Source organism: Butyricicoccus faecihominis (genome assembly GCF_024462775.1).
Lineage (GTDB): Bacteria > Bacillota > Clostridia > Oscillospirales > Butyricicoccaceae > Agathobaculum > Agathobaculum faecihominis_A.
The window spans coordinates 21,363-38,369 of the sequence record NZ_JANGCE010000034.1; the positions used below are offsets into that span (position 1 = coordinate 21,363).

Below are 17,007 nucleotides of genomic sequence, written 5' to 3' on the forward strand. Positions count from 1 at the left end.
GGTGTAGCCCGAAGAATCCCGCGCGAACGCGCGATCGGGGCCGTAAGGTTTCGCGCGTTCGCGCGAGATCCCTCGCTGCGCTCAGGATGACAGGATACGTTAGAACGGTAGCTTCATGCCGCCGAAGCCCCCAAAGCCGCGGCGCTTTTTCTTGCCCTTGCCGCGCGCCATGCCGGTAAGCTGGCGGGTCATCTTTTGCATGGCTTCAAACTGCTTGAGAAGCTTGTTGACTTCCTCCACGGTTTGGCCGCAGCCCTTCGCAATGCGTTTTTTGCGCGAAAAGTTGATAACCGAGGGATTATCCCTCTCTTTGGGGGTCATGGATTGGATGATAGCCTCGGTGCGGGCCATCTGCTTTTCGTCGATCTGTGCGCCGGCGAGGGCTTTTGCGTCCACGCCCGGCAGCATGCCGAGCATTTCCTCCATCGAGCCCATGTTTTTCATCTGTTGCAGCTGGCTTAAAAAGTCGGTCAGCGTCAGGCGGCCGGTGGCCATTTTGCGGGCGGTCTCTGCCGCCTGCTTCTGGTCGAAGGTCTGCTGCGCTTTTTCGATCAGCGTGAGCACGTCGCCCATGCCGAGGATACGGGACGCCATGCGGTCCGGGTGGAACGGCTCGATATCCGAAAGCTTCTCGCCCGTGCCGATAAATTTGATCGGCTTGCCGGTGACGGCTTTTACCGAAAGCGCGGCGCCGCCGCGTGCGTCGCCGTCCATTTTGCTCATCAGCACGCCGTCCACGCCGAGCGCTTCGTTGAACGTTTGCGATACGGTGACCGCGTCCTGACCGGTCATCGCGTCGACGACGAGGATGATCTCGGTCGGCTTGACAGTGGCTTTGATGTTCTTCAGCTCGTCCATCAGCTTTTCATCGATGTGCAGACGGCCCGCGGTATCGAGAAAAACAAGGTCGTAGCCGTTTTTCTTGGCAAAATCGATGCCGTGCTTGGCGATTTCGACCGGGTCGCCTTGCCCTTCGTCAAACACGGTGATATCGAGCTGACGGCCCACGACCTTGAGCTGTTCGATCGCGGCGGGACGGTATACGTCGCACGCGACGAGAAGCGGGCGGCGCTGCTGCTGCTTGCGCAGCAGGCCCGCGAGCTTGGCGCAGTTGGTGGTCTTGCCAGCGCCCTGTAAGCCGGCCATCATCACGATGGTGGGCGGGTTGGGCGATATGGTGAGGCGGGTGTTTTGCCCGCCGAGCAGCGCGGTCAGCTCTTCATTGACAATCTTGATGACCTGCTGCGCGGGGGAAAGGCTTTCCAGTATCTCGGCGTCGGTCGCCTTTTCGGTGACCGCTTTGATGAAATCCTTCGCGACCTTAAAGTTGACGTCGGCCTCGAGCAGGGCGAGACGAATCTCGCGCATGGCCTCTTTCACGTCCGCCTCGGTCAGGCGGCCCTTGCTTTTCAGGTGTTTAAAAGCGGAGGATATTTTTTCGGTCAGGCCTTCAAAAGCCATAGAAGCCTCCTTTAAGTCGAAAGCTCGTCGATCAGCTGCGTCAGACGGGCGGCGATCTCGCCGAGCGCTTCGCTGTGCAGCTGGTTTTGGTTAAGTTCCGTCAGTGCCGCGGCCTCGTGCCGCAGCGCGGCGGCGCGCCGCTCGGTATCGCCGTAGCGGGCGACCAGACCAAGCCGCCGTTCGGTTTCGGCAAGCGTGTGCTCGGCGCGTTTTACCGCGTCCCGCACGCCTTGGCGGGTGATGCCCGCGTGCTCGGCGATCTCGGTCAGGGATAAATCTTCGTTATAATAGAGGTCGAACAGCTCGCGCTGCTTGCCGGTGAGCATGTCGCCGTAAAAATCGTACAGCAGGCTCATTTCCAGCGGTTTGCCCTTCATGGCCCGGCCTCCTTATGTGTGTAAAGCGAATTGCCTTTACATCGAACGTGATTATCATACCGTATAATTTGCCCCTTGTCAAGGGAAAATTACTGTACAGGCGTGAAACTTTGTAGTTTTAGTGAACACACCGAAAAGATTGCGCGCTTATTCATTTAATGATATAATATTTCACATGGAAAAATTTCTCCGGAAGCGAGGCAAATTATGCAACAGGTGACGAGAAAAAAATTGGGCGCCGGGGTAAGCCTTACCTGCGTGACCACGCCCAAGTTCAAACGGTCTGTCATCCGGGCGGCACTGCTGCTGCCCCTCGGCGGGCCGGACGCGGCGCTCCGCGCGGTGCTGCCGCACGTGCTGCGGCGCGGCACGAAGCGGCTGACCGACCTGCGCCAGCTTGGGCAGGCGCTGGACGAGCTGTACGGCGCGCGCATCGAAGCGACCGTGCGCAAGGAAGGCGAAACGCTGGTCGTCGGCTTTTTGTCCGATGTGATCGACGAGGCGTACGCGAAGGGCGCGGACGGGCTGACCGGCAAGGCCATCGACCTGCTGACCGAGCTGCTGTATGATCCTTATATTAAGGATGGCGCGTTTGACGCGGACTATACCGCGGGCGAGCGGGACAACTTGAAGGACCGCATCGCGGCGCAGAAGAACGACCCGCGTTCGTACGCGCCGAAGCGGTTGACCGAGCTAATGTGCGCGGACGAAGCTTACGGGCAGTCCGCCCTCGGCACGGCCGAGCAGGCCGACCGCATCACGGAGACCAAGTTGTACGCGGCCTATCAGCGCGCGCTGAGCGAGGCCCGGATCGAACTGTTCTACTGCGGCACCATGCAGCCGGACGTGGTCGAGGCGCTGTTTGCAAAAGCGCTGCCGCACCGGCGCGAGCAGAGCTTTTACGTGCCCGAGACCAAGGTGATCGCCGCGCCGCAGGGCGAAGCCCGCGAAGTTGTGGAGGAACAGCCGGTCACACAGGGCAAGCTTTCCCTAGGCTTCCGCACGGGCGGCGCGAGCCTGCTGGGCGGCGATCCGGTCGTGTACTGGATGTTCCAAACGCTTTACGGCGGTTCGACCAGCTCCAAGCTGTTTTTGAACGTGCGCGAAAAGCTTTCGCTCTGCTACTATGCGAGCGCGCAGTTTGCCAGCCTGAAGGGCGTGATGCTGGTCAACTCCGGCATTGAAAACGATAAGTTTGAGGTAGCGCGCGACGAGATCCTGCGCCAGCTGACGCTTTGCCGCGAAGGCGACATCACGGACGCGGAGATCGATTCCGCCCGCAAGACCCTTGCGGGCGCGTGGCGCGCCATGCTGGACGAACCCATACAGCTGGAACGCTACTGGCTGCAGCAGGCCGTGGCGGGCACCATGCTTGCGCCCGAGGAACGCATCGGCCGTCTGGACACCGTCACGCGCGACGAGATCGTCGCGGCGGCGCAGGCCACGCAGCTCGATACCGTGTACTTTATGAAGGGGGTGGCAGGATGAGCAAGCAGTACGCATTGCTGCACGAAAAGATCGAATGCCGCACGCTGGAAAACGGCCTGCGCATCGCCTATATTCCAAAGGAAGGGTTTTCAAAGACCTTTGCCGTGCTCGCGACCGATTTCGGTTCGGTGGACGCGTCCTTTACGCTGGACGGCACGCGCTATGACACGCCCGCCGGCGTGGCCCACTTTTTAGAGCATAAAATGTTTGAGGACAAGGACGGCAACGCCCTGCAAAAGTTCTCTGTCACGGGCGCGAGCCCGAACGCATTCACCAGCCAGACCATGACCGCCTACCATTTCTCCTGCACCGAGCGGTTTGAGCAAAACCTTGATATCCTGCTCTCCTTCGTGTTCACCCCTTATTTTACCGAGGAGAACGTCGAAAAGGAACGCGGCATCATCGGGCAGGAGATCGGAATGATGGAGGACACGCCCGGCTGGCAGGCCTATGTCGGCCTGTTCGAGGGACTGTTCCACGAGCATCCGGTCCGCGTTTCCATCGCGGGCAGCGTGGAAAGCATTTCGCATATCACGCCGGAACTTCTGTTTACCTGTCATAAAGCGTTTTACAGCCCGTCCAATATGGCGCTGGTCGTTTGCGGCGCGGCGGATTTTGAACAGGTTTGCCGCGCGGCGGAGCGTCTGTCGCCCCGCGTGCCCACCCGCATCGGTGAGCGGCATTACGGCGAACGGCGCGATACCGTCGCAAAAAGCCTAGTCACCCGCAAAATGCAGGTTTCCCAGCCGCAGTTTTTGCTTGGCTTTAAGGATGAACCGCTCGCGCCCGGCGAAAGCAAGCTGCGCCGCGCGCTGCTTGGCGAACTGGCCGTGCGCGTGCTGTGCGGCGATACCGCGCCGCTTTACAGCGACCTGTACGCAAAGCGCCTGATCAACCGCTACTTTGAGACCGAGTATTCGCTGATTCCCGAGGGCGCGGTCGCGCTCATGGGCGGCGAAAGCCGCGACCCGGAAGCGGCCCGCGCGGCGATCGAAGCGGAGGTGCGCCGCATTGCCCGCGAGGGTGTGGACAAACCGCTGTTCGAGCGGATGAAAAAAGCCGTTTACGGCCTGCACCTGCGCGTGCTGGACGATCCGGAGGAGCTGGCCCGCATGCAGGTCGGCGCGATGTTCGGCGGCGAGGATTATCTCGACTTTGCCGCGTTGTTTGATACCATTGAAGCGTCCGATATCCAGACGATGGTGGCCCGCTGGGCGCGGAACGACCATTCCTCCATGTCGGTCGTGGAACCGGCGGAAGCATAAGCCCAGACAAAAAGAAAAGGAAGACATTCATGGAACACGCTATCTCATTTCCCGGCTTGGGGATCGCTTTCGATCTCAACCGGGTGGCCTTTACGGTTTTCGGTAAGCCGATCTATTGGTACGGTATCATCATCTGCATCGGCTTTTTGCTGGGCGCAATGTATTTGAACGCGCGCGCCAAGCAATTCGGCTATACGTCGGACAACCTGATCGATTGCCTGCTTATCTGCGTGCCCGCGGGCATCGTCTGCGCGCGCATCTACTTTGTGGCGTTTGAATGGGATTATTATAAAAACCATTTGAGCGAGATCATCAACATCCGGAACGGCGGCATCGCGGTTTACGGCTCGGTGATCGGTATTCTGATCGGCCTGTTTGCCTACAGCCGGTTTAAAAAGATATCCTTTACCGGCCTGTGCGACATGGCGGCGGTCGGCTTGCTGATCGGCCAATGCATTGGCCGCTGGGGCAATTTCGTCAACGCCGAAGCGCACGGCGGGCCGACAAACCTGCCGTGGGGCATGTCGATCGACGGCGCCGCGCCCGTGCACCCGACCTTTTTCTATGAATCGTTCTGGAACCTGCTCGGCTTTATCGTGCTGCATTTCTACTCGAAAAAGCGCAAATTCTCGGGGGAAATCGCGCTGCTTTATGTGATGTGGTACGGTCTGGGCCGCGCGTGGATCGAAGGCCTTAGAACGGATAGCCTGTACCTTGGCGACCTGCGCGTGTCGCAGGTGCTGGCGATTGTCAGCAGTTTGATTGCTATATTCGTGCTGGTGCGGCAGTATAGCCGCATTAAGGTAGCAAAAGCGTTTTATCAGCCGCCCGTGTCCGCGGCAGGCCCCGCGCCTGCCGCCCCGGCGGCCGCAAAGGCGGAGCCCACGCCCGAAAATGAGGCCGCGCCCCTGCCCGAGCAAGCCCCCTCGCCCGCGGGCGAGCCCGACCCAAAACCGACGCCGAAGGAGGACAACGACAAATGAGTGCAGTAAAAATGGACGGCAAGGCGCTTTCCGCAAAGGTGCGCGGCCAGATCTTGGCGGAGACCGAGGCGCTGAAGCAAAAGGGCGTAACGCCCGGGCTGGCGGTCATCATCGTCGGCAACGACCCCGCGAGCGAGATTTATGTGCGCAATAAGGAAAAGGCCTGCGCGGAATGCGGCTTTTACAGCGAAAAATACGCGTTGCCCGAGGAGACCACACAGGACGAACTGCTGGGCCTGATCGCCCAGTTAAATGAAAGCCCGCAGATTTCGGGCATTCTGTGCCAAATGCCGGTGCCGAAGCATATTTCGGAGCAGGCGGTGATCGACGCGATCGACCCGCGCAAGGACGTCGACGCGTTCCACCCGGTCAACGTGGGCAAAATCATGGTGGGCAATTTTGATTTTGTGCCCTGCACCCCAGCCGGTGTGATGGAGCTGCTCGCTGAGTACGGCGTCGACCCCAAGGGCAAGGAATGCGTGGTGGTTGGCCGGTCGAATATCGTCGGCAAGCCGATGAGCATGCTGCTGCTGCACAAGCACGGCACGGTGACCGTCTGCCACAGCCGCACCAAGGACTTGGCGGAGGTTTGCCGCCGCGCGGACATACTGGTCGCCGCCGTGGGCAAGGCCGCGTTCGTCACGCCGGATATGGTGAAGGAAGGCGCGACGGTGATCGATGTGGGCATGAACCGCAATGCCGAAGGCAAGGTCTGCGGCGACGTGGACCCCGCCGTGTTTGAAAAAGCGGCGTTCATGACGCCGGTTCCCGGCGGCGTCGGCCCCATGACCATCACGATGCTGATGAAAAACACACTGAGGGCCGCGAAGGTGCTGCACGGGCTGTCATAGCCCGTCCGGCTCCTGACAGCGGATCAGCGCGCCAAGCTGTATACCGTCCAGAAAGCACTGCCTTGCTTCGCCCCGTATGCGGGCGTTGTCCTCGTCGATCAGATCCAGCATCCTGTGGCGGTCCGCTTCGCAGGCGCACAGCGCCAGCCATTCGCTCGGATCTTTGACTTGATGAACGGATGTGTAATAGCGGCTGAAAAATGAGTACATAAAAATCACTCCTTGACTCTAATTTAAAGTTATTGTAACATGACTCTAAATTAGAGTCAACATGCTGAGGCTAATTTTATGGATTATATGGAGATCATTCGTAAAACGCGAGAACAAAAAGGCATTTCCCAACGGCAGTTTAGTACAATGCTGGGTATGGGTACGACTACATATGGACATTACGAGATGCATAGACGCAAGCTGACTGTTGATATGTTGATTCAGATTTGCAAGCTGCTCGATCTATCCGCCGATGAAATCCTCGGCCTTAAGTAGGGGGGCCCAATACCGCCGCACGGCGAAGATGCCATGATATAACCAAAAAAGGACTGACCGCCTGAAAATTCAGGCGATCAGTCCTTTTTGTCGATCGGTATGATGATACGGGTCAAATATTTGCTCTCATCGGTGGTATCAAGGGGCGAAATGATGAATTCTTCCGTAACATTGCCAGCCACCTGATAATCGTTTTCATAGACCCAGCGCATGGTGCGCAAATGAGCGTCGATGATTGTGTTGTAGCCGCCGACGTGATAGGTGGTGGCGGCTAGAAATCCGCCGTAGCTTTTAAATTCCGGCAGGGCTTTGGGATGGGCGACCTGTACATGCACCTCATAATCACATTCCTGCATAAAGAATTGTGCCAACACATTATTGTGATAGGTGATATGAATGGCGCCGACGGGCACGGCGCGGTGGGTCTCCGCCAGATTCAGGATTTCGGCCCATCGGGCGATATTTACCTTCTCATTCTGATAATTGGTAAGCATTTTGCGCGTGAAAACAATGTTTACTTCGGGCACATCCTCCAAAATGATCTCTTCGCCCGCGCCGTCCGCACGGAGCAGGGACGCAAGCTCTTCGTCCAAACTGCCGATAATGCTGTTGCCCTGCCGCAGACGGTCTAGAAAGTGCTGTCCCTCGGTGTAGCGGTCCTGCATTTGCCGGATCTTATCCGCCATTTCGTCCAGCCGGCGCGAAACACATTGCTCAAGCAATTCTGTATTATCGCTGTGCACCAGCTCCGTGATCTCTTTTAAAGAAAAACCAAGCATTTTCAGGCGTTTGATCTTAAGCAACGTGTGGGCCTGCTTTTCGTCGTAATAGCGGTAACCGCCCGGGCCGCTGCGGTAGGCCGGAATAAGCAGACCGATTTCATCGTAATAGTGCAGCGTTTTGATCGGTACGCTGCATAGCAGGGAAAGGTTGCCGATGGAATAGGTTTTTCGTGTGTCCATAGCGGTTGCCCTCCTCTTTGGGTGCTTTTATAATACTACCAAACAAATTGTCTTGTCAAGCAAACGGGATCGCGGAAGCTACTTCCGCGATCCCGTTTAATCAAAGAGATAGGGTGTTTTTACTTAAATCGCACCGCAGGCTGCCAGTGTACGGAGTTTTTCCTCGCTGTAGCCAAGCAGGGAGCGCAGGATACGGCTGGTATCCTGCCCGAGCGTTGGCGCCGCGCATCTGGGCGCATCAGGCTGCCCGTGCATTTTGATGGGCGTGCCGGGGATGTCGATGGCTTCGCCAATGCCGGGGTCTTGCACCTTCCAGAGCATGTGGCGCCGGGCGATCTGGTCTTGATCGGCGGCTTCGGCTACGGTATAAATGCGGCTACAGGGAATGCCCGCCGCCGTTACCATGCGTTCCAATTCCTCCATGGTGTGCCGCCGGGTCCAGCCGCACACCGCGTTTTTCAAATCAGGCAGATAATTTTCACACCGCAGCGCGTTAGTCTGATAGCGCGGATCGGACAGCAGATCGCGGCGGTCCATTAGTTCGCAGAGACTGCGCCAAAACCGGTCGGTGCCGCAGCCGAGGACAAAGCTGCCGTCGCTTGCGGGGTAACAGTCGAACGGAGCGATGCCGGGATCGATATTGCCCCGGCGGCGGGGCGTTGCGCCCGTGATGGTGTATTGAATGATGAAGTTTTCCATGACGGAGAACAGCGAATCAAGCATGGATACATCGAGCCGCTGCCCCTTGCCGGTACGTTCGCGTTGAAAAAGCGCCATAACGATACCGAGGGCGAGATAGGTACCCGAGTAATTATCGCCGATCGACGGACCGGTTTTGACACACGCCTGATCGGGAAAACCGGTGACGTCCATCATGCCGCTCATCGCCTGCGCCACAATATCGTAGCACGGACGGGGGGCCAGAGCGCCGTCCAGCCCAAAGCCGGATATCGAACCATAAATTAGCCTTGGGTTGAGCTGACAGAGCGCCGGGTAGTCAAGTCCGAGCTTTTCCATCGTGCCAACACGGAAATTTTCACAAAGCACATCGCTTTTTTGAACCAATTCTTTCAAGACGGCCCGCCCTTCCGCGGTTTTCAGGTTCAGGGTGATCCCTTGCTTGTTGCGGTTGATATAGGCGTAATAACCGCTGTATCCATTCTTGAACGGCGCCCAGGTACGGGATTGATCGCCTGTGCCGGGCAGTTCCACTTTGATTACTTCCGCGCCGTGGTCGGCGAGATGCATGGTGCAGAACGGGCCGCTATAAGCTTGCGTCAGATCGAGCACCCGGACTCCCTCCAGAGAACGCATGCCAACACCTCCTCTATTTTGATGGCTGCCGCAGTCCGGCAAAGGCCGCATCCTGCGCGCCGCGCTGACAGACCTTGGGCGTGACGCACACGCCTTCCGCCCGGCCAACCAGAAGCGGCGGATCTAAAACATTGGCGGCCGAAGGCTCTAGCGAATCGTCGCGTGCGGGTTCGATCACTTTGTATGCTTCAAACGCCATGCGGTGAGAAGTGCGCCCAACCTGTTCTAGCCAACCATGGAACTCAAGAAAATCACCGGCGTAAACAGGCGCCAAAAAATCAATGTGTTCATAGGTGCGAAACAATGCTTCATCTCCATCCATGCGGATTGCAAGCTCGGTGGCGACATCTCCGAAATAGCGCAGCATATGCGCGCCGTCGACAAGACCGCCCGCGTAGTGTGCATCCTGCTCGCCCATGCGCACGCGGAGCACAACCTTTTGTCCCAGCATACTTATCGCTCCTCCTTATGCCAAACTGATGGACTGTGCAACGAAAACCACGACCGCGCCCATGGCGTACCAAATGACGATCAGCGGCAGCAGCCACCGCACCCATTCGTTAAATTTGATTTTTGCCGCGCCGATACAAGCCCAAAGCGCACCCATGGTCGGCCAAAGTATATTGGAAAATCCGTCGCCAAACTGAAACGCGATGATCGCGGTCTGCCGCGTGATGCCGACAAGGTCGGAAAGCGGCAGCATGATCGGCATCATGATGGTCGCCTGACCCGAACCGGACGGCACCAGAAAGTTGAAAAACAACTGAACGAACATCATGGTCACCGCGGAAATTTGACTGGGCACATTGGCAATGAGCGTGGCGAGCGAATTGACGATCGTGTCAATGATTAGTCCCTGCTCTAGCACGACCGTGATGCCGCGCGCAAAGCCGACGGCAAAAGCCGCCAGAACAAAGGTCTCCAAACCCTTAATAAAGCTTTGACACAGGCTGTCCACGCTCATGCCGGAGATAAAACCGACCAAAATGGATGCGATCACAAAGATCGTGGCGATCTCGTTGAGTCCCCAACTCCACTTGAGCGCGCCGAACACCAGCACTAGAAAACAAACGACAAAGGCAATGCCCGCCCACATCTTGCGGCGCGTCATGGGGTGTTCCTCATTCAGCCCCATGGTACGGATATACGCCTGATCCCGGTCGTACATGATGCTCGACTGCGGCGCGCGTTTGATTTTACGGGAGTACCGCAGTACATAGATAACACCCGCCGCCGTAAACAGCACGAGACAGATGGCGCGGAACCATGTGCCCGAATACAGGGGCATCTGCCCTATGCCCTGCGCGACTACCACGGTAAACGGATTGGTGATGCCTACCGCAAAGCCGCAAACGCTGGAGACCAACGTCAGACCGACGGCAGTCATAGAATCCAGCCCAAGCGCGAGACAAACCGGGATCATGATCGGAATAATGACGAGTGAAAGCTCAAACAGACCGATAAAGGTGCACATTGTCGAAAGAAGCACCATGACAAGGCAGATCAGCAGCCAATCCCGCTTGCGGAAAACACGTACAATCTTTCCCAGAAAGGCCTGCACGATATCGGCGGATTGCAGCACGTGGAACGCGCCGCCGATAATGAATACCGTGAACACGATTTGCGCCGACGCGATGAGACCCGCGATGATGGAGCCAAAGGCGTCCCACAGAGAAGCCGGGTTGGATTCGACTGTGTGATAGCTCCCCGCGACCACGACCGATCGGCCGGCTTCGTTGATCTCCCGGTCGAATTGGCCGGCGGGGATAAACCATGTGGCAACGGTAGCGATCAGGATCATTATGACAAGAAGCGCAAGTACATGCGGCATGCGGAGGCGTTTTTTCGCTTTTGTGTTGGATTCTTTCATCTTTTATCCCTCCCCGATATTCGATTGTCCGTCCTTCCTTATCGTTCGTAGCAAATTTCGCCGTCCACCACGGTCATATCTACCCGAATATCGCGCACGCGCTCGATCGGCGTGTCTAATATGGGCTCGCTGAGTACGGCAAAGTCGGCGAGCTTGCCCGGCTCTAGGCTGCCTTTCTTGTTTTCGTCAAAGCTGAGATAAGCGCCGTTTCGCGTATACATGCGGATCGCCTGCAGCATCGAGACTTCTTCTTCGCGCCACGCCTCGGCCCCCGCATAGGTGATGCGGTTGCACGCGGAATATAGCCCCTGCATCGGGTCGATCGGCGCGATGGGAGAATCCGAGCTGAATGCGGATACCACGCCGGCCTTGATGAACGCCTGCTGCGCGTAACCGTAACGCATGCGGTCGCCATATTGGCGGATGTACGCGTCTCCCGAAGAGTACACACATTGCGGGATCGTGTTTACCACAATATGATTTCGCGCTATGCGGTCGATCAACGCGGCGTCGGGGAACGTACAGTGTTCAATACGGTGGCGGCAATCCGGCCGCGGAAATATGGTTTGCGCGTGTTCGTAGGCGTTTATGATCATTTCGATCGCAAGGTCCCCGATTGCGTGGCACGCGACCTGATAACCCTGCCGGTGCGCGCGAAGCACATAGTCGTTCAGCTCTTCTTGGTTCATGGTCAGCGTGCCTTGGGTGTTGGGGTTTCCGTGATAGGGCTTTTTCATCGCGACCGTGCCGCAGATGCTGCTGCCATCCAGCATGATCTTAAACGGCCCCATGCGCACGCGGTCGTCGCCCAAGCCCGTGTGCAATCCCAGATCAAACAGACGGGAAATGTAATCCTTGTTGTTGAAAAAGGAAAACAGCATAAAATAGTACCGCGTTTTCAGCATTTGCCGGTTCCCCAGCTCGATCAGCGTTTTGATGAAGTTGGTGTTCGCGCCCGCATCCTGCACCGAGGTTATACCGTTTTCTAAAAATGCCCGGTCTATGGTCAGCAGGCCTTGACGCATCTCCTCCTCGGTAAAGGGGAACGCGCCGTACAGCATGCCGTGCGCATTGTCGATTGCGAGGCCGGTCAGCTCGCCGTCGCGGCGTTCAAATACGCCGCCTTCGGGGTCGGGCGTTTCGTTTGTGATACCGGCCATCCGCAATGCCATGGAGTTGGCAACGGAAAAGTGAAAGGAAGCGTGCGTCATCAGAACCGGGTGATCGGGAGCGGCCTCGTCAAGATCCCATCTGGTGGGGTGGCGTCCCTCCTTTAAATAGTTGTGGTTGTAGTTAAAGGAGCGGATCAGCGTTCCTTTCGGCGTGTGCGCGGCGGCGCGGCGTATGATCTCGCGGATATCGCCGATCGTTTGCGCGCGATCGGGACCGCAGTCGGTCTCGCGCGAGTTATAAGTCAGCCCGGTGATGCCGGTGTGGATGTGCGCGTCGATAAAACCGGGCACAAGGCTGCGCCCTTGTAGATCGATTACCCGTGTTTCCGGTCCGGAATATGAAAGCACCTCCTCATCCGAACCGACGCAGATGATTTTATTGCCGGCCGCCGCAACTGCGGAAACGACTGTGTCCTGTGGATCAACCGTGATCACTTGTCCGTTTTTTAAAATCAAATCTGCCTGCATCTGAATCCCTCCCCGCTTACTATGGCAATACCTGACCTTCATACGGCTTGCTTATCCTTATTTTCATTATAAAGTCTCCGGTAACGGGAGTTGCAAGACGGTTGCCTAAAAAATTTTATGGAAAATCTTGCACACAGCATCCAGCGGGCAGAGCTTGCAGCCGCCGTGCGTGAGAAATAGGGCGCCGTTACCATTTTGAGACCGCCCATACGGGGGAGAACCGCTGAGAAAGGATTGACCTTTTGCGTGGTTGCACTTATAATGGAAGTACCAACTTCAGGGGAGGACAATGTGTTATGGATATGAAGAAAATGGCGGGCGACAAAGCCGCCGAATATGTAAAGGACGGCATGGTGCTTGGTCTGGGTACCGGCTCTACCGCGTTCCACCTCGTCAACGCGGTGGGCGAATTGGTTAAAAACGGCATGAAGCTAAAGGCGATCCCGACCTCCAAGGCCACCGAAGCGCAGGCCTGCGAACTCGGTATCCCGCTGCTGACCATCGACGAGGTCGATCATATCGATCTGGCGATCGACGGCGTGGACGAGATCGACCCGCAGTTCAGCGCCATAAAGGGCGGCGGCGGCGCTTTGTACCGCGAAAAGGTCGTGGCGACGCTGGCGGACGAGGTGATCTGGATCATGGACGAATCCAAACTCGTCGATCAGATCGGCGCGTTCCATCTGCCGGTTGAAATCGCACAGTACGGCTCCAAGCAGGCCATGAAGAAGATGGAGGAGTTCGGCTTCCATCCGGTGCTGCGCGTCAAGGAAGGACGCACCTTTGTTACCGATAACGGCAACTTTATCGCCGATCTGCACCTTGGCGCGGGCTTCGATATCGAAGATGTCCGCCAAAAGCTTGGCACCATCGTGGGCGTGCTGGAGCACGGCCTGTTCCTGAATATGTGCAAGCGCATGGTCGTTGGCACGAAGGACGGCGTAAAGGTGATCGAGAACCCCGCAAAGTAAAACAGGTAAAGCAAGATCAGCCGCAGCCGATCGGTTGCGGCTGATACACTATCCGGGAGGTGTATGCGTGGAAGACGGACGGATACCAGAGGAAGACCTTTGGACAACGGGAGAAATAGGACGGGCGACGGAGGATAGCCTTTGGACGGAGGCGCACGAGGACAGCCCGGCGCCGGCGGAGGAACGCCGCAGGACGGCGCAAAGCCGGCAGCGGTCGCGGTCGCATAGCAGCAGGCGGCGGCCGAAAAAGATAAAGCTCAATTATCGCATGGCGCTTTGCATCGCAGTGCTGGTGTGTTTTGTGCTGGCGGTTTTATTTTTCGCGCTGTTCATGGGGCAGCGGGGAAAAGCCAAGGGCTTGCAGGAAGAACTGACCAAGCTGGGCGATGAAAAAACCGCGCTGACGCAGCAGGTGGGTACGCTGACGCAGGAGAATCAGACCATGCTAAGCGGCGTGATGAAGTCTGTGCCCGATCCGACGACCGCGAACACGCAAAGCCTGCCGGACCTGATCCCGCAGTTGACGGAGGGTGTTTATATCGTTTCCAACACGGGTTCGGGCTACCAGTACCTCAAGGTACCGGAGGGTTATCTGACGGACAAGCTCAATGCGTTCCGCGACAACGCGGACGGCTACAAGCAGGCCGCGTCCGGCGCGGCGGCTGATTGGACCTACTGGGTGCTGTACAGCGACAAGGTGATCGGCATGAACGCGAGCGATCACGGCTTTGTCAGCACCGACCGCTCCGCGACCGGGCCGGAGTACGACCTGCCCGCGGGTTTCAGCGCTTTTGTCGCTTCTGTGTTCAATAAAAGTGCTTGACAGCGCAAACAAACCGTGTTATCCTATTAAAAGCCGCATTGTGCGATGGCTTTGGTTAAGTGCGTCCCAAACGGGCCGCCGCCGCGCCAAGCGTGACTCTATAATGAAAGAGAGGGAAAACCCATGTACGCAATTCTGAAGACCGGTGGCAAGCAGTATAAGGTAACCGAGGGCGACGTGATCTACGTTGAGAAGCTCTGTGCCGAGGACGGCTCCACCATTACTTTTGACGAAGTTCTGGCCGTAGGGGAAGGCGACAGCCTGACCGTCGGCGCGCCTTTCGTTGCCGGCGCAACCGTTTCCGGCACGGTCGAAAAGACCGGCAAGGCGAAGAAGATCAACATCTTCAAGATGAAGCCGAAGAAGGGCTACCGTCGCCGTCAGGGCCACAGACAGCCTTACACCAAGGTAACCATCGGCGCGATCAAGGCCTAAGGCCGTGACACGCGTTACCTTTCAAATTTCGCCCGATCAGTCGATCCGATCGGTGGACATCCTCGGTCACGCGGACTACGCGGAAGCCGGAGAGGACATCGTTTGCGCGGCGATTTCAAGCGCGGTGATGCTTACGCACGCCCTGCTATTTGACGTTCAGCACATCCCCGTCGATACTCTGATTGAGGACGAGGGCGCGCATATCCGCATCACCCTGCCGGAAGGCGAGGATGGCAAACGCGGACAGGGCGGTTTGCAGGCGCTTCGTATGCATTTTACCGAGCTGACCCAGAATTATTCAGAGTTTTTAAGCGTAATGGAGGTGCAAGAATAATGCTGAAGATCAGTTTACAGTTTTTCGCTCATAAAAAGGGCGTTGGCTCGACCAAGAACGGCCGTGATTCCGAGGCCAAGCGCCTTGGCGTCAAGCGCGCGGATGGCCAAGCCGTTCCGGCGGGCAATATCCTCGTTCGCCAGCGTGGCACGAAGATCCATCCGGGTACCAACGTTGGCCGTGGTTCCGACGATACCCTGTTTGCCAAGGTAGACGGCGTTGTTCGTTTTGAACGACTGGGCAAGGACCGCAAGAAGGTTTCCGTTTACCCGCAGTAACAATTAAAATACGTGCGTTTCGCGCGTATGAAAAAGATCATGAAATCCCAGACTAATGGTCTGGGATTTTGTTTTAGCCCCCCGAAGGAGGGAAAATATGTTTATTGATGTAGCAAAGATCAAGATCGTTTCCGGTAAGGGCGGGGATGGCAAAGTAAGCTTTCACCGTGAAAAGTATGTCGCATCCGGCGGACCGGACGGCGGCGACGGCGGCCGCGGCGGCAGCGTGATTTTTCAGGTGGACGATAACCTTTCCACACTGCTGGATTTCCGCTATAAGAAGAAATACGTGGCGGCGGCGGGTGAAAACGGCGGCGGCAAGCGCTGCAAGGGCAAGGACGGCGAAAGCCTTGTGATCCGTGTGCCGCGCGGCACGCTGCTGCGCGATCAGAAAACCGGGCAGGTAATCTGCGATCTGTCGGATGACGAGCCGTACGTCGCCGCGAAGGGCGGCAACGGCGGCTGGGGCAACACCCACTTTTCCACGCCGACGCGGCAGGCGCCGCGTTTCGCCAAGCCCGGTCAGCCGGGAGTGGAGCTGGATGTGATCTTAGAGCTCAAGCTTTTGGCGGATGTGGGCCTGATCGGCTTCCCGAATGTCGGCAAATCGACGCTGCTTTCCATGGTTTCCGCGGCAAGACCCAAGATCGCGAACTATCATTTCACCACGCTTGTGCCCAATCTGGGCGTGGTATCGGTTGGCGAGGAGCAGTCCTTTGTCATGGCCGATATCCCCGGCATCATCGAAGGCGCGGCGGAAGGCGCGGGCCTTGGCCACGATTTTCTCCGTCATATCGATCGGTGCCGCCTGCTGCTGCACGTGGTTGACGTAGCGGGCAGCGAAGGCCGCGACCCGCTGGACGATATCGAGAAGATCAATCAGGAACTTGCGGGTTACAGCGAGTTTCTCGCCGCGCGGCCGCAGATATTAGTCGCGAACAAGGTCGATTTGTTAGGGGAGGACCGCGCGCCGGTCGACCGGCTGCGCGCCTATGCCGAGGAACATGGGCTGAAGTTTGCCGAAATGTCGGCCGCGACGAGTCAGGGCGTGACCGAACTGATGCGCCTGACGTGGGACGAGCTTCGCGAGCTGCCGCCGGTATTCCGCTACGAGCCTGAATTCGTGCCGGAGGAGGAAACGGTATCCGAGCGCGACTGGACCGTCGAGCAGGTGGAGGATTACTATGTGGTATCCGGCGCGTGGGTCGACAAAATCATGGCCTCCGTCAACACGGATGATTACGAATCCCGCCAGTATATGGACCGCATGCTCAAAAACGCGGGCGTCTATGAAAAGCTCGAAGCAATGGGCGTTAAGGAAGGCGATTTCGTCGTCATTGGCGATATGGAATTTGAGTACGTCTATTAAAAAGCGCAACCGCCCTTACCGGATACTCTCGGTAAGGGCGGTTGTTTTGAGTGCGCCCGGCATGGGCAATAACTAGGTGGTGAAAGACCACTACGCGCTC

The 17,007-nt window shown here is 57.5% G+C and carries 19 protein-coding genes; 11 read left to right on the forward strand and 8 right to left on the reverse strand.

Going from position 1 to position 17,007, the window contains the following annotated elements:
- Positions 1–99: 99 nt before the first annotated feature.
- A complete protein-coding gene (ffh, locus tag NE562_RS14825) occupies positions 100–1,461 on the reverse strand; it encodes a signal recognition particle protein (RefSeq protein WP_280963193.1) in 1,362 nt (453 codons plus the stop codon).
- A gap of 11 nt (positions 1,462–1,472) precedes the next feature.
- Entirely contained in the window at positions 1,473–1,838 is a 366-nt protein-coding gene (gene ylxM, locus NE562_RS14830) for a YlxM family DNA-binding protein (RefSeq protein WP_280963194.1), read from the reverse strand.
- A 207-nt stretch (positions 1,839–2,045) separates the two neighbouring features.
- Here ylxM and yfmF point away from each other — a divergent pair, with 207 nt between their 5' ends.
- From yfmF to folD, 4 genes are read left to right on the forward strand one after another with little or no spacing between them, the layout of a single operon-like run.
- On the forward strand, positions 2,046–3,326 hold the full coding sequence (yfmF, locus tag NE562_RS14835) for an EF-P 5-aminopentanol modification-associated protein YfmF (protein WP_280963195.1): 1,281 nt from the start codon (positions 2,046–2,048) through the stop codon (positions 3,324–3,326).
- Positions 3,323–4,591: an EF-P 5-aminopentanol modification-associated protein YfmH gene (yfmH, locus tag NE562_RS14840; protein ID WP_280963196.1), complete on the forward strand. Its 1,269-nt coding sequence runs from the start codon at positions 3,323–3,325 to the stop codon at positions 4,589–4,591. The genes yfmF and yfmH overlap by 4 nt, the downstream gene beginning before the upstream one ends.
- Positions 4,592–4,620: 29 nt before the next feature.
- On the forward strand, positions 4,621–5,574 hold the full coding sequence (gene lgt / locus NE562_RS14845; protein WP_280963197.1) for a prolipoprotein diacylglyceryl transferase: 954 nt from the start codon (positions 4,621–4,623) through the stop codon (positions 5,572–5,574).
- Positions 5,571–6,425: a bifunctional methylenetetrahydrofolate dehydrogenase/methenyltetrahydrofolate cyclohydrolase FolD gene (gene folD, locus NE562_RS14850; protein WP_280963198.1), complete on the forward strand. Its 855-nt coding sequence runs from the start codon at positions 5,571–5,573 to the stop codon at positions 6,423–6,425. Before lgt ends, folD begins: the two co-directional genes overlap by 4 nt.
- Here the strand turns inward: folD and NE562_RS14855 are convergent.
- Complete coding sequence (locus NE562_RS14855; RefSeq protein ID WP_280963199.1) at positions 6,420–6,635, reverse strand: hypothetical protein; 216 nt, start codon at positions 6,633–6,635, stop codon at positions 6,420–6,422. The two genes, folD and NE562_RS14855, sit on opposite strands and share 6 nt — an antisense overlap.
- An 87-nt stretch (positions 6,636–6,722) precedes the next feature.
- Between NE562_RS14855 and NE562_RS14860 the strand changes: the two genes are divergently transcribed.
- Positions 6,723–6,911 (forward strand): helix-turn-helix domain-containing protein, encoded by a 189-nt coding sequence (locus NE562_RS14860; protein WP_280963212.1) that lies wholly within the window; start codon positions 6,723–6,725, stop codon positions 6,909–6,911.
- Between the two features lie 77 nt (positions 6,912–6,988).
- On the opposite strand, the gene NE562_RS14865 is transcribed toward NE562_RS14860, so the two are convergent.
- From NE562_RS14865 to NE562_RS14885, 5 genes are all read right to left on the reverse strand, one after another.
- Positions 6,989–7,873, reverse strand: coding sequence for a MerR family transcriptional regulator (locus NE562_RS14865; RefSeq protein ID WP_280963200.1), 885 nt, complete (start codon positions 7,871–7,873; stop codon positions 6,989–6,991).
- A gap of 123 nt (positions 7,874–7,996) precedes the next feature.
- On the reverse strand, positions 7,997–9,187 hold the full coding sequence (locus tag NE562_RS14870) for a CaiB/BaiF CoA transferase family protein (RefSeq protein WP_280963201.1): 1,191 nt from the start codon (positions 9,185–9,187) through the stop codon (positions 7,997–7,999).
- Positions 9,188–9,200: 13 nt separating this feature from the next.
- On the reverse strand, positions 9,201–9,638 hold the full coding sequence (locus NE562_RS14875) for an acyl-CoA thioesterase (protein ID WP_280963202.1): 438 nt from the start codon (positions 9,636–9,638) through the stop codon (positions 9,201–9,203).
- A gap of 15 nt (positions 9,639–9,653) precedes the next feature.
- Complete coding sequence (locus NE562_RS14880; RefSeq protein WP_280963203.1) at positions 9,654–11,057, reverse strand: YfcC family protein; 1,404 nt, start codon at positions 11,055–11,057, stop codon at positions 9,654–9,656.
- Positions 11,058–11,095: 38 nt separating this feature from the next.
- A complete protein-coding gene (locus NE562_RS14885) occupies positions 11,096–12,697 on the reverse strand; it encodes an amidohydrolase (RefSeq protein ID WP_280963204.1) in 1,602 nt (533 codons plus the stop codon).
- 296 nt (positions 12,698–12,993) lie between these two features.
- Here NE562_RS14885 and rpiA point away from each other — a divergent pair, with 296 nt between their 5' ends.
- The 6 genes from rpiA (at position 12,994) to obgE (ending at position 16,907) form a co-directional block, all read left to right on the forward strand.
- Complete coding sequence (rpiA, locus tag NE562_RS14890; RefSeq protein WP_280963205.1) at positions 12,994–13,668, forward strand: ribose-5-phosphate isomerase RpiA; 675 nt, start codon at positions 12,994–12,996, stop codon at positions 13,666–13,668.
- A gap of 67 nt (positions 13,669–13,735) precedes the next feature.
- Positions 13,736–14,491 (forward strand): hypothetical protein, encoded by a 756-nt coding sequence (locus NE562_RS14895; protein WP_280963206.1) that lies wholly within the window; start codon positions 13,736–13,738, stop codon positions 14,489–14,491.
- Between the two features lie 123 nt (positions 14,492–14,614).
- A complete protein-coding gene (gene rplU / locus NE562_RS14900) occupies positions 14,615–14,926 on the forward strand; it encodes a 50S ribosomal protein L21 (RefSeq protein WP_280963207.1) in 312 nt (103 codons plus the stop codon).
- A 4-nt stretch (positions 14,927–14,930) separates the two neighbouring features.
- Positions 14,931–15,260, forward strand: a complete 330-nt coding sequence (locus tag NE562_RS14905) for a ribosomal-processing cysteine protease Prp (protein ID WP_280963208.1) — start codon at positions 14,931–14,933, stop codon at positions 15,258–15,260.
- Complete coding sequence (gene rpmA, locus NE562_RS14910; protein WP_280963209.1) at positions 15,260–15,538, forward strand: 50S ribosomal protein L27; 279 nt, start codon at positions 15,260–15,262, stop codon at positions 15,536–15,538. Before NE562_RS14905 ends, rpmA begins: the two co-directional genes overlap by 1 nt.
- Before the next feature lie 97 nt (positions 15,539–15,635).
- On the forward strand, positions 15,636–16,907 hold the full coding sequence (gene obgE, locus NE562_RS14915) for a GTPase ObgE (RefSeq protein ID WP_280963210.1): 1,272 nt from the start codon (positions 15,636–15,638) through the stop codon (positions 16,905–16,907).
- Positions 16,908–17,007: the final 100 nt, after the last annotated feature.